26 protein-coding genes are annotated in these 25,697 nt (G+C 71.8%); 6 read left to right on the forward strand and 20 right to left on the reverse strand.

Annotated elements, in window-relative coordinates:
- Positions 1–192 precede the first annotated feature (192 nt).
- Both AB0B72_RS34770 and AB0B72_RS34775 read left to right on the forward strand, forming a co-directional pair.
- The gene (locus tag AB0B72_RS34770) at positions 193–1,449 is read left to right on the forward strand and encodes a hypothetical protein (protein WP_367743679.1); all 1,257 of its coding nucleotides are present in this window, start codon (positions 193–195) and stop codon (positions 1,447–1,449) included.
- Positions 1,446–2,729 (forward strand): cation diffusion facilitator family transporter, encoded by a 1,284-nt coding sequence (locus AB0B72_RS34775; protein ID WP_367743681.1) that lies wholly within the window; start codon positions 1,446–1,448, stop codon positions 2,727–2,729. Before AB0B72_RS34770 ends, AB0B72_RS34775 begins: the two co-directional genes overlap by 4 nt.
- A gap of 28 nt (positions 2,730–2,757) precedes the next feature.
- Here AB0B72_RS34775 and AB0B72_RS34780 read toward each other — a convergent pair whose 3' ends face one another.
- Positions 2,758–3,342: a TetR/AcrR family transcriptional regulator gene (locus AB0B72_RS34780; protein ID WP_367743682.1), complete on the reverse strand. Its 585-nt coding sequence runs from the start codon at positions 3,340–3,342 to the stop codon at positions 2,758–2,760.
- An 82-nt stretch (positions 3,343–3,424) separates the two neighbouring features.
- On the opposite strand from AB0B72_RS34780, the gene AB0B72_RS34785 reads away from it, so the two are divergent.
- Positions 3,425–3,838 (forward strand): organic hydroperoxide resistance protein, encoded by a 414-nt coding sequence (locus tag AB0B72_RS34785; protein ID WP_367743684.1) that lies wholly within the window; start codon positions 3,425–3,427, stop codon positions 3,836–3,838.
- Positions 3,839–3,850: 12 nt separating this feature from the next.
- On the opposite strand, the gene AB0B72_RS34790 is transcribed toward AB0B72_RS34785, so the two are convergent.
- The gene (locus AB0B72_RS34790; protein WP_367743685.1) at positions 3,851–4,621 is read right to left on the reverse strand and encodes a sporulation protein; all 771 of its coding nucleotides are present in this window, start codon (positions 4,619–4,621) and stop codon (positions 3,851–3,853) included.
- 171 nt (positions 4,622–4,792) lie between these two features.
- On the opposite strand from AB0B72_RS34790, the gene AB0B72_RS34795 reads away from it, so the two are divergent.
- Together AB0B72_RS34795 and AB0B72_RS34800 are read left to right on the forward strand one after the other, a co-directional pair.
- Positions 4,793–5,425 (forward strand): DUF2975 domain-containing protein, encoded by a 633-nt coding sequence (locus AB0B72_RS34795; RefSeq protein ID WP_367743687.1) that lies wholly within the window; start codon positions 4,793–4,795, stop codon positions 5,423–5,425.
- A 10-nt stretch (positions 5,426–5,435) separates the two neighbouring features.
- Positions 5,436–5,663 carry a helix-turn-helix domain-containing protein gene (locus AB0B72_RS34800; protein ID WP_367743688.1) on the forward strand — a complete coding sequence of 76 codons (228 nt, stop codon included), beginning with the start codon at positions 5,436–5,438 and terminating at the stop codon, positions 5,661–5,663.
- 151 nt (positions 5,664–5,814) lie between these two features.
- On the opposite strand, the gene AB0B72_RS34805 is transcribed toward AB0B72_RS34800, so the two are convergent.
- Complete coding sequence (locus tag AB0B72_RS34805; protein WP_367743689.1) at positions 5,815–6,456, reverse strand: TetR/AcrR family transcriptional regulator; 642 nt, start codon at positions 6,454–6,456, stop codon at positions 5,815–5,817.
- Positions 6,457–6,795: 339 nt separating this feature from the next.
- Between AB0B72_RS34805 and AB0B72_RS34810 the strand changes: the two genes are divergently transcribed.
- On the forward strand, positions 6,796–7,173 hold the full coding sequence (locus AB0B72_RS34810) for a hypothetical protein (protein WP_367743691.1): 378 nt from the start codon (positions 6,796–6,798) through the stop codon (positions 7,171–7,173).
- 90 nt (positions 7,174–7,263) lie between these two features.
- Here AB0B72_RS34810 and AB0B72_RS34815 read toward each other — a convergent pair whose 3' ends face one another.
- The 17 genes from AB0B72_RS34815 to AB0B72_RS34895 all read right to left on the reverse strand — a co-directional run bounded on the left by AB0B72_RS34815 (position 7,264) and on the right by AB0B72_RS34895 (position 25,667).
- Positions 7,264–10,242: a BTAD domain-containing putative transcriptional regulator gene (locus AB0B72_RS34815; RefSeq protein WP_367743692.1), complete on the reverse strand. Its 2,979-nt coding sequence runs from the start codon at positions 10,240–10,242 to the stop codon at positions 7,264–7,266.
- Positions 10,243–10,369: 127 nt separating this feature from the next.
- On the reverse strand, positions 10,370–10,726 hold the full coding sequence (locus tag AB0B72_RS34820) for a metal-sulfur cluster assembly factor (protein WP_367743693.1): 357 nt from the start codon (positions 10,724–10,726) through the stop codon (positions 10,370–10,372).
- On the reverse strand, positions 10,723–11,826 hold the full coding sequence (locus tag AB0B72_RS34825; protein WP_367743694.1) for an amidohydrolase family protein: 1,104 nt from the start codon (positions 11,824–11,826) through the stop codon (positions 10,723–10,725). Before AB0B72_RS34825 ends, AB0B72_RS34820 begins: the two co-directional genes overlap by 4 nt.
- Positions 11,823–12,263, reverse strand: a complete 441-nt coding sequence (locus AB0B72_RS34830) for an SRPBCC family protein (RefSeq protein ID WP_367743695.1) — start codon at positions 12,261–12,263, stop codon at positions 11,823–11,825. Before AB0B72_RS34830 ends, AB0B72_RS34825 begins: the two co-directional genes overlap by 4 nt.
- A complete protein-coding gene (locus AB0B72_RS34835) occupies positions 12,264–12,836 on the reverse strand; it encodes an NADPH-dependent FMN reductase (protein ID WP_367743696.1) in 573 nt (190 codons plus the stop codon). It lies immediately after the preceding gene.
- Between the two features lies 1 nt (position 12,837).
- Positions 12,838–14,124 carry a phytoene desaturase family protein gene (locus AB0B72_RS34840; protein WP_367743697.1) on the reverse strand — a complete coding sequence of 429 codons (1,287 nt, stop codon included), beginning with the start codon at positions 14,122–14,124 and terminating at the stop codon, positions 12,838–12,840.
- Complete coding sequence (locus tag AB0B72_RS34845; protein ID WP_367743698.1) at positions 14,121–15,881, reverse strand: fatty acyl-AMP ligase; 1,761 nt, start codon at positions 15,879–15,881, stop codon at positions 14,121–14,123. The genes AB0B72_RS34840 and AB0B72_RS34845 overlap by 4 nt, the downstream gene beginning before the upstream one ends.
- Positions 15,878–17,344: an aminotransferase class III-fold pyridoxal phosphate-dependent enzyme gene (locus tag AB0B72_RS34850; protein WP_367743699.1), complete on the reverse strand. Its 1,467-nt coding sequence runs from the start codon at positions 17,342–17,344 to the stop codon at positions 15,878–15,880. Before AB0B72_RS34850 ends, AB0B72_RS34845 begins: the two co-directional genes overlap by 4 nt.
- On the reverse strand, positions 17,341–18,219 hold the full coding sequence (locus tag AB0B72_RS34855) for a methyltransferase domain-containing protein (RefSeq protein ID WP_367743701.1): 879 nt from the start codon (positions 18,217–18,219) through the stop codon (positions 17,341–17,343). The genes AB0B72_RS34850 and AB0B72_RS34855 overlap by 4 nt, the downstream gene beginning before the upstream one ends.
- A gap of 29 nt (positions 18,220–18,248) precedes the next feature.
- Positions 18,249–19,271 carry a type III polyketide synthase gene (locus tag AB0B72_RS34860; RefSeq protein WP_367743703.1) on the reverse strand — a complete coding sequence of 341 codons (1,023 nt, stop codon included), beginning with the start codon at positions 19,269–19,271 and terminating at the stop codon, positions 18,249–18,251.
- A 14-nt stretch (positions 19,272–19,285) separates the two neighbouring features.
- Positions 19,286–19,792, reverse strand: a complete 507-nt coding sequence (locus AB0B72_RS34865; RefSeq protein ID WP_367743705.1) for an SRPBCC family protein — start codon at positions 19,790–19,792, stop codon at positions 19,286–19,288.
- A 15-nt stretch (positions 19,793–19,807) separates the two neighbouring features.
- Positions 19,808–20,551, reverse strand: a complete 744-nt coding sequence (ubiG, locus tag AB0B72_RS34870) for a bifunctional 2-polyprenyl-6-hydroxyphenol methylase/3-demethylubiquinol 3-O-methyltransferase UbiG (RefSeq protein WP_367743707.1) — start codon at positions 20,549–20,551, stop codon at positions 19,808–19,810.
- Positions 20,551–21,744 (reverse strand): acyl-CoA dehydrogenase family protein, encoded by a 1,194-nt coding sequence (locus tag AB0B72_RS34875; RefSeq protein ID WP_367743709.1) that lies wholly within the window; start codon positions 21,742–21,744, stop codon positions 20,551–20,553. Before AB0B72_RS34875 ends, ubiG begins: the two co-directional genes overlap by 1 nt.
- On the reverse strand, positions 21,732–22,895 hold the full coding sequence (locus AB0B72_RS34880) for an acyl-CoA dehydrogenase family protein (protein ID WP_367743711.1): 1,164 nt from the start codon (positions 22,893–22,895) through the stop codon (positions 21,732–21,734). Before AB0B72_RS34880 ends, AB0B72_RS34875 begins: the two co-directional genes overlap by 13 nt.
- Complete coding sequence (locus AB0B72_RS34885; RefSeq protein ID WP_367743713.1) at positions 22,888–23,169, reverse strand: acyl carrier protein; 282 nt, start codon at positions 23,167–23,169, stop codon at positions 22,888–22,890. The genes AB0B72_RS34880 and AB0B72_RS34885 overlap by 8 nt, the downstream gene beginning before the upstream one ends.
- Before the next feature lie 16 nt (positions 23,170–23,185).
- Positions 23,186–24,397, reverse strand: coding sequence for a cytochrome P450 (locus AB0B72_RS34890; protein WP_367743715.1), 1,212 nt, complete (start codon positions 24,395–24,397; stop codon positions 23,186–23,188).
- The gene (locus AB0B72_RS34895; RefSeq protein WP_367743716.1) at positions 24,387–25,667 is read right to left on the reverse strand and encodes an FAD-dependent monooxygenase; all 1,281 of its coding nucleotides are present in this window, start codon (positions 25,665–25,667) and stop codon (positions 24,387–24,389) included. The genes AB0B72_RS34890 and AB0B72_RS34895 overlap by 11 nt, the downstream gene beginning before the upstream one ends.
- Between the last annotated feature and the right edge of the window lie 30 nt (positions 25,668–25,697).

A 25,697-nucleotide genomic window follows, 5' to 3' on the forward strand; every position in this document is an offset into this window, starting at 1 on the left:
TCGGTCTCACGACTGTGGCAGCGCTAACACAAGGACAGGCGAACGTGGCATGAATCCGGCCGTCCGGGTCTGGCGACCTCGAAGGATGGCGGCGCGACGGCGGAACTCATGAAGGGCATTTGCCCCATATTGCCCTTACGCCGTATTTGTGCATCGTGTTAGGGGGACGACGGGCGAGCACAGGAGGGCGTCATGCCGGAGCGTTATGGGGCGCTGGTGCTCATGGGATCGGGCGAGACCAGCCCGACCATGGTCGAAGTCCACCGCGGCGTCGTACGGCGGCTCGGGAACGCGCCCCGTGCGATCCTGCTCGACACCCCATACGCCTTCCAGGAGAACGCGGCCGACATCTCCGCCCGCGCCCGGCGGTATTTCGCCGGCAGCGTCGGGCTCGACGTGGTCGCCGCCGAGGAGATCGGCACGGCCGACTGGGTCTTCTCCGGGCCCGGCAGCCCGACCTACGCCCTGGGCAGGTGGACCGCCACGGCCGTCGGGGCCGACCTGCGCGCCCGCGTACGCGCCCGCGACGGGGCCACCGTGCTCGCCTCGGCCGCGGCCTGCACGGCAGGCGTCGCGACCGTGCCGGTCTACGAGATCTACAAGGCCGGGGCGGAGCCGCACTGGCGCGAGGGGCTCGACCTGCTCGGCGCTCTGGGCCTGCGGGTGGCGGTGATCCCGCACTACGACAACGCCGAGGGCGGCACCCATGACACCCGCTACTGCTACCTCGGGGAGCGGAGGCTCGCGCGCATGGAACGGGAGCTCCCGCAGGACGCGGCCGTGCTGGGGATCGACGAGCACACCGCCGTCCTGATCGACCTTTCGAGTGAGGGCGTCGAAGTGCTCGGTCGCGGCGGGCTGACCGTCCGCCGCCCCGGGGAGCAGACCTTCATGGGCGCGGGGAGCACCACCACGCTGGCAGAGCTGCGCGGCCTGGTCGCCGGGGAGCGCCCGGCGCCGGGGACGACGGCCCCCTCTCCCGCACCGGGTCAGGCCACACCCGAACCGGTCACACCCGAACCGGTCACGCTCGACCCGGTCACGCTGGGGCCGGTCACCTTGGGGGAGGTCACGCGCACGTGTGTGGCCCGCTTCGACGCCGCGCTCGCCGAGCACGATCAGGCCGCCGCCACGCAGGCCGTCCTCGACCTGGAGGCGGAGATCGTCAAGTGGTCGGCGGACCTGGAGGAGGACGAGGGCGGCGTCGGCCAGGCGCGGGAGGCGCTGCGCCATCTGATCGTGCGGCTCGGCCGGCTGGCCGACACCCGGGACCCCCGCGACCGCATCGCCCCGCTCGTCGAACCGCTGCTCGCGCTGCGCGGCCGCCTTCGCGACCAGGGCGCCTTCGACACGGCGGACGCGGTGCGCGCCGCCTTGACCGCCGGAGGCGTCTCCGTCAGCGACGTCCCCGGTGGCCACCGCTGGACCTGTCCCCCGGCGCACCGGTGACGGCCGTCGCCGAGGCGATCACGGCTCATCCCGGCCGGCTGCGGAAGGTTCGCAACAGCGCGGGGGGCGCTGTTGTCGAGGTGCCGCAGCGCGCTTTCAAGGGCATGGTGGTGTCCATGAGCCAGCCGCACGCCGGTCCCGGCGACGAGGACCGCCCGCCCTCCGCTGACGGCCACCACCCACAGGCCCGCGGCCACGGGCACGGGCACGGGCATGGTCACGGGCATGGACATGGTCACGGCCATGGTCACGGCCATGGACGCGGGCCTGGGGGGCTGCGCGACCGTGTCCTCCACTTCTTCCGGCCGCATTCCCACGAGGCGGCGGACAAGGTCGACGCCGCCATGGAGTCCTCCCGCGAAGGCATGCGGGCTCTGTGGATCTCGCTGGGCGGCCTGGGGGCGACCACGCTCATCCAGGCGGTGGTGGTCGCGATCTCCGGATCGGTGGCGCTGCTCGGCGACACCCTCCACAACGCCGCCGACGCGTTGACCGCGGTCCCGCTCGGCATCGCGTTCCTGCTCGGGCGCCGGCCGCCGAACCGCCGCTACACCTACGGCTACGGACGGGCCGAGGATCTGGCCGGGGTCGTCATCGTGGTGACGATCGCCGCCTCGTCGATCGTCGCGGCGTACGCGGCGGTGGGGCGGCTGCTGCACCCGCAGGAGGTGTCGAACCTGGGAGCCGTCGCCGGGGCGGCGCTGGCCGGCTTCGCCGGGAACGAACTGGTCGCCCGCTACCGCATCCGCGTCGGCCGGGCGATCGGGTCGGCGGCGCTCGTGGCCGACGGGCTGCACGCCAGGACCGACGGGTTCACCTCGCTGGCCGTGCTGGCGGGCGCGGGCGGCGTCGCCCTCGGCTGGACGTGGGCCGACCCGGCCGTCGGCCTGCTCATCACCGTCGCGATCCTGATGGTGCTCCGTCAGGCCGCGCGGGAGGTCTACCGCAGGCTGATGGACGCCGTCGACCCTGCCCTGGTCGACCGGGCGGAGGAGACGCTGCGCCGCACGCCCGGCGTCCTCGGCGTCGGCCAGGTGCGGCTTCGCTGGATCGGCCACCAGCTCCGCGCCGAGTGCGAGGTGATCGTCGATCCGGCGGCGACCGTCGTGACGGCCCACGAGGTCGCGGTCGAGGCCGAGCACGGGCTGATCCACGCCATCCCGCGCCTGACCGCGGCGATCGTCCACGCCGACCCGCTCCCCCATGACGGCGTCGACCACCACGCCGTGCTCGCCGACCACCAGCCGGAAGCGGCCCGGCCGGGGCCGCCGCCGGCGTGACCACTCGCGGAGTGGGTCGGGTGGCGAGTCACGCGGGCACGGCGAGGAGGCGGGTCACCGCGGCGCGCAGAACGCCCCGGACCGCGGCCGCGTCGTCCAGGTCGCCGCCCACCACGACGCCGTCGCGCACCAGCATCAGCATCGCGGCGGTGGCGGCGGTGTCCGGGTGGCCCATACCGGTGAGCAGCTCCTCCAGCAGGCCGCGGAACCAGCGGCGGTGCTCGGCGATGACCGCGCGGACGGGATGGGCCGCGTCGGGATACTCGGCCGCGGCGTTGACGAACGAGCAGCCCCGGAACCCCGGCCCGCAGGCGAGCTCCCCCAGGGTGTCGAAGAGGCGCAGGATCTTCTCGGCCCCGGGGGCCTCCAGGGTGTGCAGCATCCCGGCGGCCTCGCGCTGCCTGCGGCTCTCCTCGGCGAGGTACGCGCAGACCAGCTCGTCCTTGGTCGGGAAGTGGTTGTAGAAGGTGGCCTTGGCGACGCCGGCCTCGGCGATGATCCGGTCGACGCCCACGGCCCGGATGCCCTCGGCGTAGAAGAGCGCACGGGCGATGTCGAGGACGCGCCGGCGAGCCGGCCGGGTGAGCGACTGCTGCGGGGCCGTCGTGGTCATACTTTGACAATAACAGACGGACCTGTCTAGTCTCCATAAAAGACAGACAGGTCTGTCTAACACGAACCGCCGGGAGATCCTCATGAGCGTCATGTACACCGCCATCGCCACCGCCGCCGGCCGCGAGGGCCGCGCCGTCTCCTCGGACGGCAAGCTCGACGTGCAGCTCGACCGGCCCGCCGAGATGGGCGGCAAGGGTGAGGGCACCAACCCCGAGCAGCTCTTCGCCGCCGGTTACGCCGCCTGCTTCGCGAGCGCGCTGGACCTGACGGCCAGGCGTTCGAAGGTCGACATCTCGGACGCGGCGGTGACGGCCGAGGTCGGCCTGGGCTCCAACGGCTCCGGCGGCTTCGCACTCTCGGTGACGCTCCGTGTCGAGCTGCCCGACGACATCTCCCCCGAGACCGGCCGGGAGCTCGTCGAGGCGGCCCACCAGGTGTGCCCGTACTCCAACGCCACGCGCGGCAACATCCCGGTGGACCTCGTCATCGAGTGACCCCGCGCGGCCTCAGAACCAGCCGCGATGCCGCGCCATGGCGGCCAGCCCGTTCCGCAGGGCCGTCTCCACCGCGCCGGGGTGGTCGCCGTACCGGACGGTGAAGCGGTTGTAGACGTCGTGGCCGGAGGTCAGGAAGCCGCCGCGCCTGTCCGCCTCCAAGATCACGTCCATGGAGTGCGGCCCGGCGACGAAGGTCAGCTCCAGCTCGTTGAAGTGCCGCCGCCACTCCGGGCCGGCGTGGTACTCGATCTCCTGGAAGAACGGCAGGCTCGACCCGTGCAGCCTGCCGTTCTCCAGATCGGCCCGCTTGAACCGGAAGCCCATCCGGACGAGCGCGCCGAGCAGGTGATCCTGCTCCGGCAGCGGGTTGACGAACAGCGGGTCGAGGTCGCCCTTGTCGAGCGCCCCGGCGAGGGCCAGCTCGGTGGCGACGCCGAGCCGCATGCCGGGCAGCGGGTGACCGCCGACCGCGCTGATCGGCGTCTCCCAGGGCACAGGCACCGTGAACGGAACCGTCCGCGCCTCCCCGGCCCGCAGCTCGAACGGGCCGCTGACCCGTGACCGCTGGAAGCTGTACGTGGCGTGGTGCTCCTCGTCGCCGCGCTCGACCTCGACCACGGCGGTGAGGTCGACGGTGATGCCCTCCACCTTGTGATCGGAGGAGCCGCCGCGGAAGCGGACCTCCCCCGCGACAGTCGCGCCAGGACGGACCTGCGAGTCACGCAGCACCGTGTCCACCTCGACACCCGCGCCGAGCGCCGCCATCAGCTTCCGGAACACCACCGGCTCCTCCCGTCGATCGCCCGTCGATCTCCTGTCATCGCTGCCAACGCCCGGCATCGTGATCGGGTTCCCGCCGTACGGCCCGAGGCCCGGCGGCAGGCCCTTGCCTCACCGGAAGGGATGCGCAATCATTCCCACATATCGACATTCGATATGCGGGAGGGTTCGATGGCGAGAACGCGCTCCTACGCGGGCCCCCGGCTGATCCGCTTCCTCGCCGGCCTCACCGTCTGGATCGGGGTCATCGCCGCCTTCTGGGGCGTCGCGTACGCGATCAACGGAGCGACCCAGGCGAAGGGCCGGGTCACCGTTCCCGTCACGATCGGGAAGACGTCCGAAGGCGAGCCTCCCGAGATCCAGCTGCCGAAGGCGCACGTCCCGGACGCCGTCCGGCTGTCGGCCGTCGACGACGCTGTGGCGCTGAGCGCGCCCGGCTCGACCGTCGCCGAGCAGCTTCTGTCTCGTGGCGACACGGCGGTCACCGGCCTGTGCCTGGGGCTGGCCGCCGTGCTCCTGCGGAGGCTGCTGCTGTCGGTCCTCGAAGGCACCCCCTTCCGCGGGGGCAATCCGGCGCGTATCGCCGGCCTGGCCGGGCTGCTGCTGTTCGCCGCGATCGTGGGTGAGGCCCTTCCCGATATCGGCGCGGGCATCGTGCTCTCACGGCTCGATCTGGGCCCGATGTTCACAGCCGGGGTCTCCATCCCCATGGCGCCGATCCTCGTGGCGCTCCTGCTGCTCGTGCTCGCGGAGGCGTTCCGCCGTGGCGGCGAGCTCGCGGACGACGTGGCCGCGACGATCTGAGACGATCCGAGTGGAGAACGCGCACCACGAGGTCATCTGTCACCTCGACCGGCTGCTCGCCGAACGCGGCATGACCCTCGCCGAGCTGGCCGGCCGGGTCGGCGTGACGGTGGTCAACCTCTCGATCCTCAAGAACGGCCGGGCGAGGGCGATCCGGTTCTCCACGCTCACCGCGATCTGCCGGGTTCTCGGCTGCCAGCCCGGCGACCTGCTCACCGTGACGGCCGGACCTGAGTAGAGCGGAACGTGAGACTCCTCGCATATGCGCGGAAACCCAGGCCGCTGTAGAGCCGCATCGGCACGGGATGGGCGTCGTCCGGAGCGGAGGCACGGCAACCGTCCGTCAGAGCGCGTTCACGCCGGAATGCAGGGGCGGCAGGAGATGACGTTCAGGAGGGGTGTGAGGAGAGCCCGTCCGCGGGGGGATCTCCGGGGAGACCGACATGGCGGTGGAGCATCTGGTGCATGTGGCGGCGGAAACGGCGCATCGCCCGGGGATCACCCGGACCGCGGAGCCGGCCGTCGGCCTCCAGAACCCCTGTCTTGACGAATCCGTGGACACACCAGATCACCGACCACAGCGTGTATTCGACGTCGATGTCCACCTGGTCGCCCAGCACGCTCCCCACCGACTTGCCCATCATCGCCATGAGCGGCTGGACGTACTGCTTCTCCAGCTCGGCGACGTCGACGGCGTCCATCAGCCAGCGATGGATCCACAACGCGACGATCTCCGGATTGGCGACGTAGAAGTCCAGATAGCGGTCGAACAGCAGGTGGATCGACCCTGTCTCCTCCAGCTCCGCGGCCGCCGCCCCCAGCGCGGCCTGCTCGGCGCGGAACGCTCGTTCCATGACCGCCAGGTAGATGTCCCGCTTGCCGCCCAGCCGCCTGGTGAGCTCGGCCACGTCCAGACCCGCCGCGTCGGCGATCTGGCGGATGGAGGTGCTGTCGTAGCCGAGAGCAGCGAAGAGCCGGGTGGCGACGCTCAAGACGGCCTCGGACTGTCCCCTGTCGTCCTCGGATGTCATGAGATGGTCGCTACCCCGCATCCCCGGCGCCAACCCGTGGCGCCTATCACACCACCCCGCCTCAGAGCCGTCCCGGGCCCGGTCCGACGGCGCGGGCGGACGGCGCCGCGGCGTGCCCCATAAAAGGCGGCGGGCGCGTAAAGCCGTCCTTACTCGGGTCCAAACCGCCTGTTGCCATCATCGGTAACGTTCGATATTTTCATGACAACGCGGTTGACAAGCAGGCCCGGCTCAAGAGAAACGTAAGCACACTCAGGCCGATTCGCCAGCCTGATTGACAAAAGTCACGTCGAGCTTCATTGAGTGGGAGAAATGCCGATGAACCTGTACGCTGACGGCGTGAAAAGTACGCGTTCCAGCACCGCCGTACGGACACTCTGGGCGGTGGTCGCGGTGCCGGTCATCGCATTCGCGCTCTTCGAGATCATCAAGCATCGCGGATGGACGATCCCCCTCGCGCTCATCGCCGCCCTCGCCCCCGACCTGCCGTACGTGCTCGGTGGCGCCCGGAGCCTCCGCAAGGCCGCCGACCTGGCATTACGACTGCTGCACAACCCGTTGCTCCCGCTTGCGGTGATCATCTTCTTCAGCTTCTACGGTGATACGAACGACGACGCGGCGCCGGGCTTCACCTTCGGCCTGGTCTGGCTGGCGCACATCGCCGTACACCGGGCGCTGACCCCGTCACCGCGTCTGCGGCCCGCTCCGGGTGAGTAGCGTCACGACCGGAGGATTTCCTGTGACAGGCTCACTTCCGAGAATGTCGTCACTGCGGAGACGGCCGGAACCGAATGGAAACGCGCGATTTCAGTCCACCGCCACATATGGGTCCGGCGTGCACGCGGCGTCCTCGACGCGTTTCACCCACGTGAGTGCTCCCATAGCGGAGAACAGTTCGTGCGAGCGCGCGAAGAATTCCCCCGCGGCCGCCCGGTCGTCCATTCCACGGTGCAGAAAGCCCAGAGACAGGCAGGCGCGCGCCTCGCAGAAGCGGTCCGCGGCCCGCTTCGCCGTTTCGAGCGCCATCCGCAGGTCCTCCTCGGCGTCCGCGTACCGGCCGAGCCGGAACTTGACCTCCCCGAGTCCCCGCAGGGCGTGGGACCTGCCGCTCGTGTCCTTGCTGTCCCGCAGCAGGTCGAGAACGCGTTCGAACGCCCCGCACGCCTGCTCGAACGCCTCCTGCGCGAGCAGCAGCTCCCCCAGCCGGTAGAGCGCCAGGGCCTCGCCGCGGCGGCTGCCGATGGCCTTGGATATCGCGATCGCCTGTTTCAGCCGGTCGGCCGCCTCCGCCGTGCGGCCGAGGTCGAGGTAGACCAGCGCCATGCTGCCCAGTACGTGCGCCTCGGCGCTCTGGTCGCCGCACTCGTGCAGGATGTCGCGGGCCCGCTCGTAGCGGCTCAGCGCCGACAGGAGCTGCCCGTGCATCCGGTCGACCAGCGCGTTGTTGCGCAGGGCGAGGGCGTAGCCGTGGCGCTCCCCCGTCGCCTCGAACAGCTCGAGCGCCGCTTCGAAGTACGGCACGGCCTCCTCGTACGCGTGGAGGAACACCTCCATGGAGCCGAGGGCGTACATCATCGCGCCCCGGCCACGCTCGTTGCCCGCCTCGATGACCGCCGTCAGCGCGCAGTGGCTCACCGTCCGCCAGCTGTCGAAGTAGTCGCCGGTCTCGAAGAGGGTGATGCTGGTCAGCGCGAGATCCCAGCAGAACTCGTCGAGCCCCATCGAGGCGGCCTGCTTGACCGCGGCCACGATGAAGAACCGCTCGGCCGCCAGCCACTTCAGCGGCGCGGCGAGCAGGCGTGCGGTGGTTTCCTCGCCGAGATGGTGACGCGGGAAGTCGCCGTGGATGAGCGAATAGTCCCCGGCGTACTCGCTGCGGTGCGCCGCCTCCGCCAGGGCGACCAGGCAGCCGAAGACCTCGGTGAGCGCGAGCTGCCTGTCGGCCTCGGTCTCGTCGGTCTGCGACCGCTCACGCGCGTACAGACGCAGCAGATCGTGCAGCCGATAGCGGATCTGGCCGGCGGCGTCCCGCCCGCCGACCTCCAGCAGCTGCGCGTCCACGAGCTGCTCGATCAGGTCCTCGGCGTTGCCCTCGCCGGCCAGCGCGGCGGCCACCCAGAAGGCGAAGTCGGGCGCGTCCAGCATGCCGAGCCGCCGGTAGAGCCGGGCCGCCTCGGGAGACAGACTCTGGTAGCTGAGCCGGAAGCTGGCGCGGATGCCCACCTCGCCCACACTCAGCTCGTCCAGGCGCCGTTGCTGGTTCTGCAGCCGGGCGGCGATCGTCTGGACGGTCCAGTGGGGCCGCGACGCCAGGCGGCCGGCGGCGATGCGCAGCGCGAGCGGCAGCCGGTCGCACAGCGTTCCGAGCAGGGTGGCGCCCTCCGGGTCGGCGGCGATCTGGCTGCCCGCGAGCTTGCCCATCAGCTCGGCGGCCTCCTCCTTCGCCAGCACGTTGAGCGGGAGCTGCTGGGCGCCGTACCCGGCGACGATGCCGTCCAGGCAGGCCCTGCTTGTCGCGAGCACGCAGCAGCGGCCGGAGCCGGGGAGCAGCGGAATGACCTGCTCGGCCGTCCGCACGTTGTCCAGGAGGATCAGCACGGTCCGGTTGGACAGGACGCTGCGGTAGAGCGCCGACCGGTCGTCGAGGGTCTCGGGCACCTGCTTGCCCGGCACGCCGAGCAGCCGCAGGAACCGGTCGAGTGCGGCATGCGGGGGCACCGGACCGTGGTGCTCGTCGTATCCGCGCAGGTCGGCGAAGATCTGCCCGTCCGGGAACCGGGCGGCCGCCCGGTGCGCCCAGTGGATCGCCAGCCCCGACTTGCCCACACCCGCCGTCCCGGTGATCAGTGCGATCCTCGGGACCTCCGACCGGCCTTCCAGCAGGGTCTCGTCCAGCAGGGCCAGCTCGTCCGACCGGCCCGTGAAGGCGTACACGTCGGGCGGCAGCTGCGCCAGGGGGAAGGCGACGTTGGCGGGCTCCGGCTCGGGCGGGGGCTCGGGCGCCGGGGGCGCCTCCTCCTGCGGCCACAGGGTCGGCGCGTCCTGAAGGATCGCCTCGTGCAGGCTCCTCAGCTCGGGACCGGGCTCCAGGCCGAGCTCGTCGACCAGGAGCCGCCGCGCCTCCTGGAAGTTGTCCAGGGCCTCGGCCCGCCGTCCCAGCCGGTACAGGGCCAGCATGAGCAGGCCGCGGAGCCGCTCGCGCAGCGGGTTCTCGGCCACCTGCATGAGCAACTCGTCCAGGACCGCCTGGTCGTTGGCCAGCTCGATCTCCAGCGCCAGCCACTCCTCCAGGACCGCGCATCGCAGCTCGTCCAGCCTGATGGCCTGGCTGTGCAGCCGGGCGTTCTCGATGCCGGCGAGGGAGGGTCCCCGCCACAGGTCGCGCGCCGACCGGAGCAGCCTCGCGGCCTTCGCCCGGTCGCCGCGCGCGACGGCGTCCCTCGCCTCGGCCCGGCGCTCCCGCGCCGTCTGCAGGTCCAGCACCACCCTGTCCGGGCGCAGAAGGTAACCGGGGTGCCGGGTGACGATCAGGTCGTCCTCGCCCAGGGCGTCGGCGAAGGCCCGCCGGAGGCCGAACACACAGGTCGCGATCTGGCTGCGCGCGGTCGCCGGCGCGTCATGGTCCCAGACCACCTCGATGAGCGTGTTGACCGGGACGACCGTACCCGCGTTGAGGGCCAGTGTGATCAGCACGGCCCGTTGCCGGGCTCCCCCGATACCGAGCGGTTCGCCGCCCACCAGCACTTCGAGTGGCCCGAGAATATTGAATTCGACTTGCGTCCCCATGACCCCCCCGGCTCGCTGGTCATCTCATGCGTCTATCGACGGATCGTCCGACAAGCTGGCTAGGACACGTCACGATTTAACACCAAAATTCTCTATAGCGCCATACCGGCCGCGTCATAGCGATTGTTCACCCCCTGTCAGCGTCGGCGACCCGCACCATTTGGAGCGTTTTCCGACCGGCCGGTGTCATGAGTCCGGGCGACCACGAGGTGTCCGAATCTATCTCCACGCTGACCCCTGTGACGCCGGGCACCTCTCCGACGCGGAGCTCGACAGCCTGCATGATCGTCGGCAGAGCCATGCAGAAGGGCGACGTCAGGCTGAGGACGACCGTCACCCGGCCCGCCTGGTCCGCGCGCACGTCACGGACCAGACCGAGCTCCCGCAGGCTCAGCGGGCGCTGCCACGCCTGGCTGCAGGGATCAAACACCTGGTCCAGCGCCGCCCTGACGGCCGCGTCCTCCGGTGCCGCGTGCTCCGTCATCGCGCTCCCTCCGCCCACGCGGGCTCGGACTCGCTCCAGGAGGACCAGGCCGGCAGCGGGGGCCCACCGGCGCGGGCGCGGGCGAACTCGTCGTCGGCGATGCGCTTGCCCGCGGCCTCCAGGTCCAGCCCGACGACCGAGGCGTAGTTGGCGCCGAGAATGCCCTGCCGCTGTTCCCGGGTGATTTGGTCCAGCCCGTATCTGTCGAGCGTCTGCTGCGGGAATTGCAGCTCGGCAAGACATTTGACAATTGGCTGTGGATGGAAGTGATTGGCGCCTGTCGAGAAGAATATTTTCTCAGCACCACCGAGCGAAATGAATTGTGCGAGAGCGTCCTGTACATATCCGACTCCCCCCTGTAGCAGCGCCGAGCTGATCTCCAGGTTCGCGTACACGTTGGGGTAGCGCATCAGGGCGAGGGACACCTCCTCGACGAACGGTGGCAGACCCGCGTGCACGATCTCCCAGAGAAGGGGGTAGCGCACCGCGACCACCTCGAGGTCGTCGATGCCGAACGGCTTCATCGGCACCAGCCCGTTCGGCACGACCTTGTGCACGGCGATCACCTTGAGCCCGAGCTCGACGGCGAGCTCGAACAGCGGGGCGAACTCCGGGTCGTCGAGCCGCCAGGAGGCGTCCGGCGAACCCGACGTCGGGTAGAGCTTGAGGCCGATCGTCTCGGGGATCGCCTCGACCTGCTCGCGCAGGTCACGCAGGCAGGCGTCGATCCCGTCGAGCGGGTTCACGCCGGCGTAGATGACGAACCGCTCCGGCCAGCGCTCGGCCAGCTCGCGGTTCTTCTCCCCCCGGACCAGCCCGTCGTCGAAGAGGCTGTCGATCCGCAGCCGGTGGTGGACGGCCATGTCGATGTCCGACTCGAGGAACAGGGTGCGGGCGAGCGACTCCGGCGACCAGTCCGTGAAGAACGCGCTCTGCGGGATGCGGTGGCCGTCCGGGGCGTACCGTTCGTGCAGCTTCCACAGCATCTCCCGCAGGGCGTAGGAGTAGAGCCCCGTGTGCGGGTCGGGGGAACGGAGGTTGCGGTCCTCCAGGTTGTACGCGTGGACGGTCGCGTCGATCACGAACATTCCGTCGATCATCGACTGCTCCTCTCTTCGACTCTGCGCTTGAGCGCGGTGTTGAGCTGTTCGAATCCGGCGCGGGCGCCGCGGATGGTGCCGCCGCCGAACGGGACGAGGAGACCGCTGAACGTCTCCCGATGCACCAGCCGGGTGCCCGCGCCCTCCGGGCCGATCAGGAACTCGTGGACGCCGTCGAACAGCCGGGGCAGCGCGAGGGTGCCCTTCCATCGCAGGGCGCGGCCTGGCTCGGCGGTCAGCAGGCGGGGCTGGAACGTCATGGACTTGCCTCCGGGCGACGCGATGCGCACCGTCAGCCGCTCACCGGGGACCAGCGGGCCGCTGATCTCCCGTACGAAGGGATTCCACTCGGGGTATCGCGCGAAGTCGGCGATCACCTCCCAGACCTGGCCCGGGGGCGCGTCGATCACGGTGGTGGTGTCGATGGTGCGGGTCACTCACACCTCCGAAAGGACGTACGGGGCGGGCCTGGTGGCGTGCTCGACGACCTGGTCCACGAGGATCCGCAGGCGCCGGGCCGTCTTGTCGTCGGTGCAGACGTCGCCGACGAACGGCGACCGCAGACCGTTGACGATCACTCCCATGGGAGCCGTCCAGGCGCGCAGCGCGTGCAGGGTGGTGCGCATGCTCTCCAGGGCGGTCGCGGCGCCGCGGTCCCCCGCTCCGACCGCCAGGCAGCCGGCCACGCGGTTCTCCAGGTAGGGCGGGCTGTCGCGGGACAGGTCCTCGGCGTAGTCGAGGGCGTTCTTGACCAGCCCCGACAGCCCGCCGTGGTAGGCGGGGGCGGCGAGGATCAGCCCGTCGGCGTCGCGCAGGGCCGTGACCAGCCGCAGCGCCTCCGGGGTGCGGACCCGGCTGTCGGGCTCGTACGGCGGCATCCGCAGGTCCTCCCCGGACAGGACGGTGACCGTGGCACCGGCGCGACGGGCGAGGTGGGCGCACGCCTCGAGGGCGGCCGTGCTGACGGAGCCGGCGCGCAGCGACCCGCCGACCGCGAGCAGATGGGGCATCTCAAGCCTCCAGGAGGTGGTGGACGTGAGCGGCGGCGCGCGCCGCGCTGGCGACGGTGGCGTCGGCGAGCATCCCCTCGGGGCCGACCCAGTCCCCCGCGAGATAGACGCCGGGCCGGCCGGGCACGTCGGACCGGGGGCGGCCGGCCAGGCCTCCGGTGCGCGGGTCGGGCAGGGCGCACGCGGTGATCATGCTGGGCAGGAACCGGGCGTGCACGAGATGGTCGCGCCAGCCCGGCTGGCAGACGTCGAGAAGCCGCTCCAGGCGGGCGCGGGTGTCGACGCCCGGCGGCTGGCCCCCGTAGTGGACGAGGTGGATCACCGCGCCGCCGGGCGGGGCCAGCCGTGCCGCGGCGGAGGCGACGGAGAGGTAGACGGGCTCGTCGAAGCCGTAGACGAAGGTCACGTCCGGGTTGGGCAGGCGGCTCAGGGCGACGTCGAGGCACGCCGAGCGGACCCGGACCGGGTGCCGCTCCGCCTCGCCGGCGGGGCCCGGCAGGGCGGGCAGGCCGGCCAGCTCCGCGGCCTGGCCTGGGGCGAGACCCGCCAGGACGACGGCCCGGGCGTCGATCCGCTCGCCTCCGGCCAGGTGGACCGCGGCGCCGCCGCCCGTCCGCGTGACGTGCTCGACGCCGACGACCTTCGCGCTCGTGCGCAGCCGTCCTCCCGCGCGCTCCACGGCCGCGGTGAGCGCGTCGACCACGGCCTGCCAGCCGCCGTCGAGATAGCGGACGCCGTGGCGCACGTCGCGTAGCTGCCCGGCGAGCGCGTCGGCGCTGACCTGGCCCGGATCGGTGAGATAGCTGCTGACTCGCAGCAGCGCGAACGCGGCCTGCCTGGCACGCGGTGTGGGCAGCCGGCGGGCGAGCCAGTCGGCGCCGCTGATCTCGGCCAGCCCGGCCGACGGGCGGGACGTGGCCAGCAGCCGGGCCACGGCCGCCCGCTCACCGAGGCCGAGGAGGGGGGTGCGGGCCAGCCCGCCCGCGCCGGCGAACCCCGGGGCCAGCTCGCCCCGGTACAGGCATCGGCCCTGAGCCATGTGCGGCGACCCGCCTCCCGGCCGTACCCCCACCCGGCGCAGGACGCGGGCGGCGGCGCCGCGGGACAGCGCGCGTGGCCCGAAGTTGAGCAGGTGTCCCGCGTGGTCGGTGGTCCTGGCCCGGCCGCCCAGCGCCGATCTGCCCTCCAGCAGGAGCGGGCGGCGGCCGCGTCCGGCGAGGAGGGCGGCGGTGGTCAGCCCGGCCAGGCCACCGCCGATCACGACCGCGTCGTACGGCGCGCCGCTCACTCCCCCGGCCCTTCGGTGAAGGCGTCGGGGAGCCGCCCCGCGATGAGCGACTGGACGATCTCCGGGCGCCGCAGCTTCCCGCTGGACGTCTTCGGCAGCGACCCGCGGCGGACCAGCACGACGCGCTGGACGGTCAGCCCGGTGCGCGAGGACACGGAGCGGACGACCGCGGCCCGCAGCGCGGCGGGGTCGTCCACCTGCCCCCTGAACTCGACGAGGACGACCAGGGCCTCGCCCCGGTCGGGGTCGGGGCAGCCGACGGCGGCGGTCACCGTCCCCGATGGCGCGACGTCGGCCGCCGCCGCCTCGATCTCGTACGGCGTGTAGTTGCGCCCGCCGATGATGATCAGGTCTTTGATCCGGCCGGTGACGTAGAGCTCGCCGTCGATGAGGAGACCGCGGTCGCCCGTGCGGAGCCAGCCGTCGCCGAGGACGCGGCGCGTCTCCTCCGGGTCGCCGTAGTAGCCGTTCATCGCGGAGGAGGTGCGGAGCCGGATGTCCCCTTCGGTGCGCCCCGGCAGGGGCCGGCCGTCCTCGCCGGTGATCCGGACCTCGACCCCCGGCAGGGGCGGGCCGCACGAGACCAGCTCAAGCACCGGCACGTCGCCCTCGCGGGCGTCGACGGCTCGGCCCGACGCCCGCAGGAAACCGTGGTCGACGCGGCGGGTGCGGACCGGCGAGCCGGGGTCGGCGAACGTCGCCGCCAGCCCGATCTCCGCCATCCCGTAGCAGGGCACCATGCTCCGTGGGTGCAGGCCGTACGGCCGCATGCGCTCCTGCCAGGCCCGCACGGTGGGGGCGTCGACGACCTCGGCCCCGTTGAGCGCGGCCCGCCATGAGCTGAGATCGAGGTCCTTGAGCGCGGCGTCGCTCAGCCGGGTCGCGCACAACCGGTAGGCGAAGTTCGGCGCGGCCGAGATCGTGCCGCGGAAGTACGAGATGGTCCGCAGCCAGCGCTCGGGCGAGAGGGCGAACGACATAGGGGACAGCAGGGCGACCGGTACGCCGTGCATGAAGGTGGATAGCAGGATGCCGATCATGCCCATGTCGTGGTGCAGGGGCAGCCAGCCCACCGTGAGGTCTCCGTCGCGCATCCTGAGCCGGGAGCCGATCGCGGCGATGTTCGCCATCGCCGCGCGGTGGGTCAGCGCGACGCCGCGGGCCGCCTTGGTGGTGCCCGAGGTGAACTGGATCAGGGCCAGCTCATCGGGGTCGGCGGCCGGCCCCCTCGACCAGCCCGCCGACGTGAAGGGAGGCGTGACCATCGGCACCCGATGCTCGGCGCAGACCGGGCCCACCAGCTCTCCGAGCGAGGCGTCCACGACGAAGGCCCGGGGACGGGCCACGCGGATCATGTGGCGGATCCGGTCGGCGCCCGCCCGGCGGCGGCTCGGCAGCACGGCCGGCTCGGTGAGGAACGGCACCGCGCCGGCGAGCTGGCAGCCGAAGATCGTGGCGAGCAGGTCCCTGCCGGTGTCGAGGCACACCCCCACCCTGTCCCCGGGGGACACGCCCCGGTCCACCAGCGCCGACGCGGCCCGGCCGGCCAGCTCGTACAGCTCGCCGACGGTGATGCCCTCCGGCTCGTCCTGCAGGTAGTAGGCCACCGCGCCGGGCTCGCTCTGGGCGCGCGAAGCCAGGGCCGCGCCGAGCGTGGGGGCCCGGCGCAGCGCGGCCAGGGGTCCGCCGGGCTCCCACCAGGCGCGGGCGGGGTGGACGGCGGAGGTCATTGTGGCGGCGACGTCCTCGACGGTCATGCCGACCTCCAGGGGTAGCCGTTGGCGTCCATGTCGCGGGCCGCGCCGGTGACCGCCGTCAGCAGCTCGTCGATGTCGGCGTCGGAGTGGGCGTCGCCCGTGAACAGCATCGGCAGGCTGAGCATGTAGACGCCCCTGCGGCGGAGCATCAGGGTCAGCAGGATGACCGCGATCGGGTCGACCGCGTCGGCGAACTCCCGGTAGCCGGGGTAGTCGTCCTCGGCCACGAACCCGAAGGAGCCGATGAAGTCGCCGAACCCGAGCAGCCGCAGGGGGATGCCGGTCTCGGCGCGGAACTCGCCCAGCCGGGCCCGGATCCGGTCCACCTTGGCGCGTGTCCGCGCGTAGTAGGCGTCCCCCTTGTCGCGGAGCAGGCTGAGTGAGGCGAACGACGCGGCGAGGGCGAGGGTGTTGCCCGCGTGGGTGGTCTGGACGCAGGTCTTGCGGCCGAGGTCCGTCAGGGCCATGCCGCTCGTCTGCGCGTGCTCCAGCATCCGCGCGTCGCCGCCGACCGCCGACAGCGGGATGCCGAGACCGCTGATCACCTTCCCGTAGCAGTACAGGTCGGCGTGGATGCCGAAGTGGGTGGCCGCGCCGCCGGGGCCGTACCGGAAGCCGGTCAGGACCTCGTCGAGGACGAAGGGGATGCGCAGCGCCGCGCAGACGTCCGCCGCGCGGCGGATGACGGGCACCGTCCGCTCGGCGTACGGGAAGGAGGAGCTGACCGCCTCCCCGAGGACGCAGGCGAGCTCCCCGGCGTGCCGCTCGATCAGCGCCGCGGCCTGGTCGGCGTCGTTCGGCAGGATCAGCAGGTCGGGCACGGGTGGCAGGCCGGTCAGCGCGGGCAGCGGCCGGACGCCGTTCTCGTCGATCGGGGGGAAGGGCTCGACGGGATGCCCGTGGTACCAGAAGGCCGTGTTGTGCGCGGCGATGTCGTGCACGCCGTGCAGCGCTCCCTCGAACTTGGCGACCATGCGCCGGCCGGTGTGGGCCCGGGCCAGCCGGATTGCGGCGGCCGTCGCGTCGGTCCCCGAGTTCAGGAAGGCGAACTTCTCGCAGTGCGGGACGAAGGTGCGCAGCAGGTCGGTGAGCCCCAGCTCCAGCGGGTGGAAGTAGCCGTTGCCCGGTTGGGTGCCCAGGTGCCCCCGGACGAAGTCGGCGACCGGCCCCGGGTTGTGCCCGTGGAGCGCCTGCGCGCCGAAGCCGAGGTGGGCGTCGAGGTAGACGTTGCCGTCGGCGTCGGTGATCCGGCACCCCTCGGCCCGCGTCACGGCGAGCGGGAACTGCGGCGCGTGGAAGGGCCACAGCACGTGGTTGGAGACCGAGCCGCGGCGCAGCCGGTCGGCCAGCCCGGCGGAGGTGGCCTGGCGCTCGCCCAGGTCGGTGAACAAGTCGATGATCCACTGCTCGCCGAGCAGCCCCGCGATCATCTCATCGGTGGCCGCGGCCGTGCGGGCGGTCATGGCCGCCGCTCCGCGCGGAAGACGCCGTAGCGCATGACGCCCCGGTCGTACGCCTGCCGCATCAGCGGCACCGAGTTGATGAACCGGAAGATGTCGATGCCCTTGGCCCGGACGAGCCGCCAGATGTACGACGGGTCGCGCAGCAGGGGCCGCACGATGTCGGACGACAGCTCCCAGGTGGCGCGGGTGTTCTCGGTCCAGTCCTCGGCGCGGGTCCCGGTGAGGCCGGCCTTCTCACACAACCGCTCGTACTCCGGGATGGGCAGCACGTGGGAGACGACGAAGTCCCGGTAGATGCGGCGCAGCAGCCGGGACTCCGACTCGTCGAGCGCCGTGTCGCGGGCGCACCAGGTCGCGACCACGAGCACGCCGCCGGGGCGCAGCACGCGGGCGCACTCGGCGATGAACGCCGCCTTGTCGGGCATCAGCTCGCAGCTCTCCAGCGCCCAGACGACGTCGAAGGACGCGTCGGGGTAGCCGGTGGCCATGGCGTCGGCGACACGGAAGGTGACGCGGTCGGCGACGCCCGCGGCGTGCGCCTTCGCGGTGGCACGCCGCACCTGCTCCTCGCTGAGGGTGATGCCCTCCACCTCGCAGCCGAGCGTGGCGGCCAGCCGGATGGCCGACGCGCCGATACCGCACCCGGCGTCCAGGACGCGGGAGCCGCGCGCGACCGGGGCGAAGGAGGCGAGCTCGTCGACCAGCCGCTCCTGGGCGGTGTGCCGGTCGGTCTTGTCCTCCCGGCTGTCCCAGAAGCCGTGGTGGATGTGCTCGCCCCACAGGTCCTCGTACAGGTCGACGAGGTTGTCGTAGTGGTTGCGTATGGCGTCGTGCAGGTCGGGGGTGGTCCAGTGTGGTTCCAGAGCGGTATCCATGCTGATCCGTTCCAGGGGCGCGTGGGTGGTTAGAACTGGACCAGGGCGGATTCCATGGTCAGCCCCGGCCCGAAGGCCATGAAGACGCCGTACTCGCCGGGCTGGGGCCGGCTTCGGCGCAGGATCCGGTCGAGGATGAGCAGGATCGTCGACGAGGAGCAGTTGCCGTATTCGGCGAGGATGGCGAGGGAGGCGGCGAGCTGCTCGTCCGAGAGTCCCAGCCGCTGGCCCACGAACTCGACGATCTTGGGGCCGCCGGGATGGATGCCCCAGTGGGCGATGTCCCGCAGGTCCAGCCCCTCGGGCCGTAGCAGGGTCCGGATGAACGGCTCGATCGCCTCGGAGAGGTAGAGGGGCACGTACGGGGACAGCGACATGCGGAACGCGTCGTCCTGGATGTGCCAGGACATCGCGTCCGACGTGGCGTAGTGCGTCTCGGTGTGGGTGCGCAGGATCCGCGGCCCCGGACCGCTGTCACCCGCCAGCAGCAGCGTGACGCAGGCGTCGGCGAACAGGCTGTTGACGACCATCTGCTCCTTGCTGACCTCGGGCCGCAGGTGCACCGAGCAGACCTCGGCGCAGGTGACCAGGGCGTACTCGCCGGGGCGGGTCGCCACCGCGTCCATCGCCACCTTGAGCGCGTTGAACGCGGCGTAGCAGCCCATGTGCCCGACGAACGTGCGGCGCAGGTCGGCGCGCAGGCCGAACTCCTTGGCCAGCAGCATCTCGGGGCTCGGCCCGGCGTAGCCGGTGCAGCTCGCCATCACGTACGTGCCGATCCTGGCCCGCTCGACGTCGTCCAGGACGGACGCGATGGACGAGCGGCCCATGGCCAGGACGTTGCGCTCCCAGGCCTGCATGCGCAGCTTCATGCCGGGGAAGCCGTCGCTGAACTCCTGCCTGGGATCCCAGGCCAGGTGCCGGGACTTCACCTGTGACGCGGAGAAGGTCCGCTCGGCCTGGGGCAGGTCGCGGTAGAGCAGCCGGAAGAAGCCCTGGAACAGCTCGTCCTGGCCGTACGCCACGCCGGGCGTCGCCGTGGCCGTGGCCATGATGCGGGCACCGCTCACCGGACCGGCGCTTCCGCCGCGTGCCGCGCCTCGGCGGCGGACTTGATCGCCGACAGGAACCCCACGGTCACGTCGTCGCTGGTGCGCCTGGCGAAGGGCTCCACCAGCGGAACCATCACGGGGGCGATGTCGACCTGCGCCTCCGACCAGGTCTCGATCTCGACGACGCTCGTGCCGGGCGCGGCGCCGCCGCTCGTCCTGAGCACGCCGCCCGAACGGAAGTTGTGGACGCCGTGCGGCTCCCACCGCAGCGCGCCCTCGTCGGCCCGGTCGAAGGTCACCTCGTAGTCGGGCGTCATGCGGACGGCGCCGTTGGTGACGGTCGTGAGGACGTAGTGGTAGATCTCCGTCCCGGAGGGGCTCTCTCCCGGGCGGCGCTCCAGCAGGTCGACGCCGGGCATCAGGCGGGCGTGCCCGGGGATGTCCGCGAGCAGGGCTCGGACCTCGCCGGGGTCGCGGCTCACCTCGATCGCCCCCCGGCTGTCCGTTCGTATCCAGACCATGGTCTCCGGCTCCCCTCAGCGAGTCTTGACTGCGTGACCGATGTAACTGACCCCGAGCCCGCCGCCGACGCGGAAGGAGCCGACCCGGCGGGTGCGCGCGAAGGCGGAGATCTGGCCGAGCAACGAGCGGGACGGGGTCAGCCCGCGCATCTGGGCCGGCTTCAGCCCCGCGGCGGTCAGCAGCGCGCGGGCCTCGGGGGGCCGGATGAACATGCGCCAGTCGTGCGTGTTCGGGTGCACGATCTTGAGCACCCGTTCCGCCAGCAGGATGGCCACCAGGTAACTGCGGATGGTCCTGTTGACGGTGTCGTAGATCAGCATCCCGCCGGGCCGCAGCACGCGGGCCGCCTCGGCCAGCGCCCGCGGCACGTCGTCGAAGTGCTCCAGGACGTCGGACATGACGACGGCGTCGACGCTTCCGTCCTCCATCGGCAGGTCGTACGCCGAGCCCACCTGGTAGTCGACCTCGACGTGGGCCCATTCGGCGTGCTTGCGGGCCGTCTCCACGGTGCCGGGCGACAGGTCGACGCCGGTGACGCGGTAGCCGTACGACGCGAGCCGCTCCGACACCAGGCCGCCTCCGCAGCCGACGTCCACGACCCGGATCTCCTCCGCCCGCGCGCCGAGCCCGCTGAGGATCCCGTCGCAGTACGAGATCCGCGCCGGGTTCATGGAGTGCAGCACCCCCAGGGGGCCGGCCGGGTCCCACCAGCCGTCGCCGACGACGTCGTAGTACTGGTTGTCGATGCGTGTCGTCATCACATCCACCTCGGGGTCTCGATGGGGCTGATGCCGAACGCCTGCTTGCCGATGAACTCGCGGGCCTGGTCGGCGGTGAAGGGCAGCAGCGGCCCGGCCTTGACGTCGCGCCAGATCTGCGCGATGCGCGACCCGTCCCTGATGGCCGAGCCGCCGATCACCTCGAACGCCGCCGACACCACGGCCTCGGCCTCGGCGGTGACGAAGTACTTGGGCACGCACGTGTCCGCGACGAAGCCGAGCAGGTCCTCCCCCGGCTCGACGTGCTCGGTCGCGTACGCGGTGAGCAGGGCGTTCATGGTGGCCAGCCGCGCGCGCATCCGGGCGATGGCGAACTGGACGCCCGGCAGCCGGCCCACGTCCCGCACGGCCGTGTTCGAACGGCCCTTCGTCGTCTCCACGGCCAGCTCGTAGGCCCGTTCCGCCAGCCCGAGGAACACCGCGGCGAAGCAGTAGTGGCCCCACTGCTGGCGGGACATGACGAACAGGGGAGCCAGCCCGTCGGGGAAGAGCTGGGCGTCGCCGTCGACGCGCAGCCCGTCCAGCCGCAGCGAGTGGGAGCCGGTCATGGTGAGTGCGCCGCCCCGCCAGGGGCGTTCGACGCGCAGCCCGTCGCCCGCCGCCGCCGTCTCCACCACGAAGGCGGACAGGTCGAAGGGGGGCTCCAGGATGCCGTCGGCGACGGCGGCGGTGACGATCAGATGGGTGGCGGCGTCGAATCCGGTGGCGAAGTGCTTGAGCCCGTCGAGCACGAAACCGTCGCCGTCGCGGCGGGCGGTCGTGGACGGCCGGGTCCAGTTGCTGCCCGAGGACTCGTCGGTGAACGGGCCGATGACGAACGCGCCGTCGGCGACGGCCCGCATGAGCTTCTCGTGCCAGGGGCCGCCGGTCTGGTCGCGCAGCGAGGCCGTGATGACGGTGTGGATGCTCAGCGCGAACGCCGTGGAGCCGCAGCCGGCCGCGACGGTCTTCAGCAGCTCCACGTTCTCCGCGAGGGTGGCCTCGATGCCGCCCAGCGCCGCCGGGACGTTGATGGCCGTGACGCCGGCCGCGACCAGGTCCGCGATGTTCTCCGCGGCGAAGCCGCCCTCGTCGTAGTGTTCGAGCGACCGGCGCTCGAACACCGGGGCCAGGTCGCGGGCGGCCTCCATCACGGCCGCCCAGCGGCGGTCGCGCTCGCTCAGCTCGCCCATCTCGGCTCCTCGAAGATCGGGATGTCGAGCGCCTGCTTGCCGGCCCACTCGTACGTGGTGTCCAGGCCCGGCGGCACCAGCAGCCCGGCCGCGGCGTCGCGGTAGAACCGCTGGAGGGGACTCTTGCGCAGCAGGCCGCTGCCGCCCTGGACCCGCAGGGCCAGGGTGACCACCTCGTGGGCCAGCGAGCAGACGCTGGTCTTCATCAGGCTCATGTCGATGTAGTGCGCCAGCGGGTCCGGGTTGCCGTGGTCGGCCCGTACGGCGGCGTAGAGGTGCGCCTCGGCGGCCGCCACCTTCGTGACCATGTCGGCCACCGCGAACTGGACGCCCGGCAGGTGCGCCACGGTCCGGTCGAGCACGTTGAGCCGCCGCTCCCGCTGCACGGCCACGACGTGGTCGAGCGCGGCCCGCGCGATGCCCACGAAGACCGAGGCGAAGCTGCACCACGCCCAGTGGACGCCCGACATGAACAGCAGGGGCAGGTTGCCCACGCCGCCGACCAGGTGCTCGTCACCGGCGAACATGCCGTCGATGCTGAGCGAGTGGCTGCCGGTGGCGCGCATGCCGGCGGCGTCCCACTCGGCGCTGACCGTGACGCCCTCCTCCGGCTTGGGGACCAGGAAGGCCAGCGGCTGGGGCACGCCCCTCTCGTCGGGCCGCACCGCCGACAGGAACAGCAGCGACGCCCCCGGGTAGCCGGTGAAGAAGCTCTTGCGCCCGGTCAGGCGGTAGCCCCCGGGGACGGGGGTGGCGACGGTCCCGGGGTGCCACCAGTTGCCGCCGACGCCCGGCTCGCTGAACCCTCCGGCGATGACGGCGCCCTCGTCCACGACCTTGCGGTACGCCCACGCGCACTGGTCGCCGGCGACGGCCGCCAGCATGGCGAGGCCGTGGATGTGCATGTTGATGGCGAACGCGGTCGAGGCGCATCCGCCGGCCAGTATCTGCTGCGCCTTGCACAGCTCTTCGAGCGTGGCGCCGCCCCCGCCGTGCTCGGCGGGGACGGTCATGGCGCTGTAACCGGTGTTGACCAGGTCGGCGAGGTTCTCGTGCGGGAAGGTGCCGTCGACGTCGTGCGCGTCGGCCCGCTCGGCGAACTTCTGCGCCAGCTCGGTCGCGAGGGCCACGTAGTCCCTGCGCTCAGCCATGGTCGCTCCCGGCCGGGCTCAGCGTCCGCACGGGCTCTTCGATCGCCCAGCCGAGGTGGGCGGCCAGGCTGGCCACCGTGTCCGACATGCTGGCGCCGGCGAACCAGGGGCGCAGGTCCACGCCCGGCTCCACGCGGCGGATGCGCTGGCTGAGCTCGACCAGGTCGAGCGAGTCGAAGCCGAGGTCGACGGTGAGGGAGTCGGCGGCCTGGATGGTGCCGGCGTCCAGGGACGGTTTGACCCCGGCGATGTGGTGGACGAGGACGCGGTTCATGAAAGCCTCCCGGGCTTTACCAGGTGACGGGCAACTCGCGGAGGCTGTGCACGATCATCCCGCTGGTGAGCTGGAGGCTCTCCACGGGGACGGCCGCGCGCAGGTCCGGGAATCGGCGGAACAGGGACGAGATGGTGATCTGCAGCTCCGCTCTCGCCAGCGACGCGCCCAGGCAGTGGTGGATGCCGTGCCCGAAGGCGAGGTGCGGGTTGCCGCCGCGGTCGATGTCGAACCGGTCAGGATCGGCGAAGCGGAACGGATCGTGGTTGGCGGCCGGGATCGCGGCCATGACCAGGCTGTTCTTGGGGATGGCCACACCCGCGACCTCGACGTCCTCCAGCGTGACCCGCTGCGGGCCGCCGTCGCCGATGGGGCAGGTGCGCAGGATCTCCTCCACCACCGCGTCGATCTTCGACGGGTCGTCCCGGAGCCGGGTGACGATCTCCGGGTGGCGCAGGAGCGCGAGGGTGCCGGTGCCGATCGTGCTGGTGGTGGTCTCGGTGCCGGCGACGATGATGGTGATGCCCATGATGATCAGTTCGAGCAGGTCCAGCTTGCCGTCGTCGTCGTGGGCGGTGACCAGGGCGCTGAACAGGTCGTCGCCCGGCTCGGCGCGCTTGCGCTCGACGAGCTCGGCGAAGTAGAAGGCCAGCTCCTGCTTCTTGTGCTCGACGACCTCGGGGGTGTGCAGGGTGAGCGACACCATCGCCGAGGACCAGTCGCGGAACTTCTCCCGGTCCTCGTACGGCACGCCGAGCAGCTCGCAGATGACGATGATCGGCAGCGGCAGGGCGAGCGCCTGCACGAGGTCCACCGGGCGCGGCCCGGCGGCCATCTCGTCGAGCAGCCGGTCGGCGATCTCCTGGATGCGCGGGCGCAGCGCCTCGACCCTGCGGTTGGTGAACTCGCGGGCCACGAGGCGCCGCAGGCGGGTGTGCTCGGGCGGGTCCATGGTGAACAGGCCGCCGGAGGCCGGGGGCGTCTCGGTCAGCCGGGGCGCGTCCGGCACGGCGGTGGCCGCCCGGCTGAACGCGAGGTCGGCGAGCACGCGCTTGACGTCCTCGTACGGGGTGATGATCCAGCCCCGGTCCCCGCTCGGCAGGGACAGCTCGGCCACGGGACACTGCTTGCGCAGCTCCGCGTAGACGGGCGGGATCTCGGTCACCGAGTACCGCTCGAACGGGTAGGGGCGGACGTCCGTGGCGGGGACGGTGTTCTCAGATGACATGCCGTACTCCAGAGGCGTTGCGGACGGGCACGCGGTCGCGCGCCGAGCGCCGGGGCTGGACTTGGAAATAGGCCTTGCCGAGGATGAACCGGGTCAGCGGCGTGCTGGAGTTCATCGCCCGGTACAGGCCCTGCCGCAGCCAGCCGCCCGGCCGGCTGCCGAAGGTGAACAACTTTTCCTGCCGCAGCTGGATCCGGCGCGAACGGGCGACGCTCGGCTCCCGTACGGCCTGGAACCGGTCCGCGGCGTCGCCGAGCGCGCGGTCCCGCTCGGCGGCCGGCCGCTCGAAGGCGGCGGCGACGAGGGGGGCCAGCGTGACGGCGTCGATCAGCGCGTGGTTGACGCCCTGCCCGAGGATCGGGGACAGCGTGTGCGCGGCGTCGCCCATGAGGACGAGGCCGGGCCGCGACCAGCGGGGGGCGGTGCTGGTGAAGATGTCCAGCACGCTGGTGTGCGACCAGTCGGGGACGTGCTCGACGACGACGGGCGCCATTTCCGGAGCCAGCTCCCGGACGTGACTGTGGAGAAATCCGATGCCGAGCCGGCGGACGTCACGGAGCCCGTCCTTGGGAATGTTCACCCCCACCCGCACCATATTTGGAAATGTCGGGATGAATAGAGCGTGTTTGTCGGCGCGGATGCGAATCCGGTACGTGAGAACGTCCCAACCGGCGGGGGCGGGCACCTTGAACCAGATGACGTCCCGGTCGAGCGGGAGCTTGCGGGCGTCGAGCCCGGCCATCTCGCGCACCTTGCTGTAGCGGCCGTCCGCCGCCACCGTGAGCCGGGCCCTCACCTCCAGCGGGCCGTCCGGGGTGGAGCAGCTCACGCCGGTGATCCGCCCGCCCTCCTCCAGCAGTGCCGCCGCCTTGGACCGGCGCACCATCCGGAAGCGGCCCGTGGTCCCGGCCGCGTCGGCGAGCGCCTTCAGCAGCGTGGGCTGCGGCACCTCCATGGGATAGCGGTACTCGTAGTCGTCGAACCGGTCGAAGTCGGCGTCCAGCACAGTCCGGCCGCCGTCCACGATCTCCAGCCGCCGGGTCTCCATCGCCCCCTCTTCGATGATCTCCTTCAGCACGCCCAGGCGGTCGAGGAGGTAGACGCCGTCGGGCGAGATCGACTCCCCCCGGAACGAGCGGTTGAAGTGGCCGGTCTGCTCCACGACGACAACGTCCACGCCGGCGCGCGTCAGCTCCACTGCGAGCGCCAGCCCGCCGGGTCCGGCGCCCACCACGCAGACCTGTGCGTCCATCGGTTCGGTCATGAGCATCGCCAATCCGTGATGAATTGCGGCCAACGT

Source organism: Microbispora sp. NPDC049125 (genome assembly GCF_040802045.1).
GTDB lineage: Bacteria > Actinomycetota > Actinomycetes > Streptosporangiales > Streptosporangiaceae > Microbispora.

Excerpts from the sequence above, each read along its gene's own strand:
- AB0B72_RS34770 (WP_367743679.1), top strand. The coding sequence starts at position 193 with ATGCCGGAGCGTTATGGGGCGCTGGTGCTCATGGGATCGGGCGAGACC.
- AB0B72_RS34780 (WP_367743682.1), bottom strand. The coding sequence starts at position 3,342 with ATGACCACGACGGCCCCGCAGCAGTCGCTCACCCGGCCGGCTCGCCGG.
- AB0B72_RS34785 (WP_367743684.1), top strand. The coding sequence starts at position 3,425 with ATGAGCGTCATGTACACCGCCATCGCCACCGCCGCCGGCCGCGAGGGC.
- AB0B72_RS34795 (WP_367743687.1), top strand. The coding sequence starts at position 4,793 with ATGGCGAGAACGCGCTCCTACGCGGGCCCCCGGCTGATCCGCTTCCTC.
- AB0B72_RS34805 (WP_367743689.1), bottom strand. The coding sequence starts at position 6,456 with ATGACATCCGAGGACGACAGGGGACAGTCCGAGGCCGTCTTGAGCGTC.
- AB0B72_RS34815 (WP_367743692.1), bottom strand. The coding sequence starts at position 10,242 with ATGGGGACGCAAGTCGAATTCAATATTCTCGGGCCACTCGAAGTGCTG.
- AB0B72_RS34820 (WP_367743693.1), bottom strand. The coding sequence starts at position 10,726 with ATGACGGAGCACGCGGCACCGGAGGACGCGGCCGTCAGGGCGGCGCTG.
- AB0B72_RS34825 (WP_367743694.1), bottom strand. The coding sequence starts at position 11,826 with ATGATCGACGGAATGTTCGTGATCGACGCGACCGTCCACGCGTACAAC.
- AB0B72_RS34835 (WP_367743696.1), bottom strand. The coding sequence starts at position 12,836 with ATGCCCCATCTGCTCGCGGTCGGCGGGTCGCTGCGCGCCGGCTCCGTC.
- AB0B72_RS34845 (WP_367743698.1), bottom strand. The coding sequence starts at position 15,881 with ATGACCGTCGAGGACGTCGCCGCCACAATGACCTCCGCCGTCCACCCC.
- AB0B72_RS34850 (WP_367743699.1), bottom strand. The coding sequence starts at position 17,344 with ATGACCGCCCGCACGGCCGCGGCCACCGATGAGATGATCGCGGGGCTG.
- AB0B72_RS34855 (WP_367743701.1), bottom strand. The coding sequence starts at position 18,219 with ATGGATACCGCTCTGGAACCACACTGGACCACCCCCGACCTGCACGAC.
- AB0B72_RS34860 (WP_367743703.1), bottom strand. The coding sequence starts at position 19,271 with ATGGCCACGGCCACGGCGACGCCCGGCGTGGCGTACGGCCAGGACGAG.
- AB0B72_RS34865 (WP_367743705.1), bottom strand. The coding sequence starts at position 19,792 with ATGGTCTGGATACGAACGGACAGCCGGGGGGCGATCGAGGTGAGCCGC.
- ubiG (WP_367743707.1), bottom strand. The coding sequence starts at position 20,551 with ATGACGACACGCATCGACAACCAGTACTACGACGTCGTCGGCGACGGC.
- AB0B72_RS34875 (WP_367743709.1), bottom strand. The coding sequence starts at position 21,744 with ATGGGCGAGCTGAGCGAGCGCGACCGCCGCTGGGCGGCCGTGATGGAG.
- AB0B72_RS34880 (WP_367743711.1), bottom strand. The coding sequence starts at position 22,895 with ATGGCTGAGCGCAGGGACTACGTGGCCCTCGCGACCGAGCTGGCGCAG.
- AB0B72_RS34885 (WP_367743713.1), bottom strand. The coding sequence starts at position 23,169 with ATGAACCGCGTCCTCGTCCACCACATCGCCGGGGTCAAACCGTCCCTG.
- AB0B72_RS34890 (WP_367743715.1), bottom strand. The coding sequence starts at position 24,397 with ATGTCATCTGAGAACACCGTCCCCGCCACGGACGTCCGCCCCTACCCG.
- AB0B72_RS34895 (WP_367743716.1), bottom strand. The coding sequence starts at position 25,667 with ATGCTCATGACCGAACCGATGGACGCACAGGTCTGCGTGGTGGGCGCC.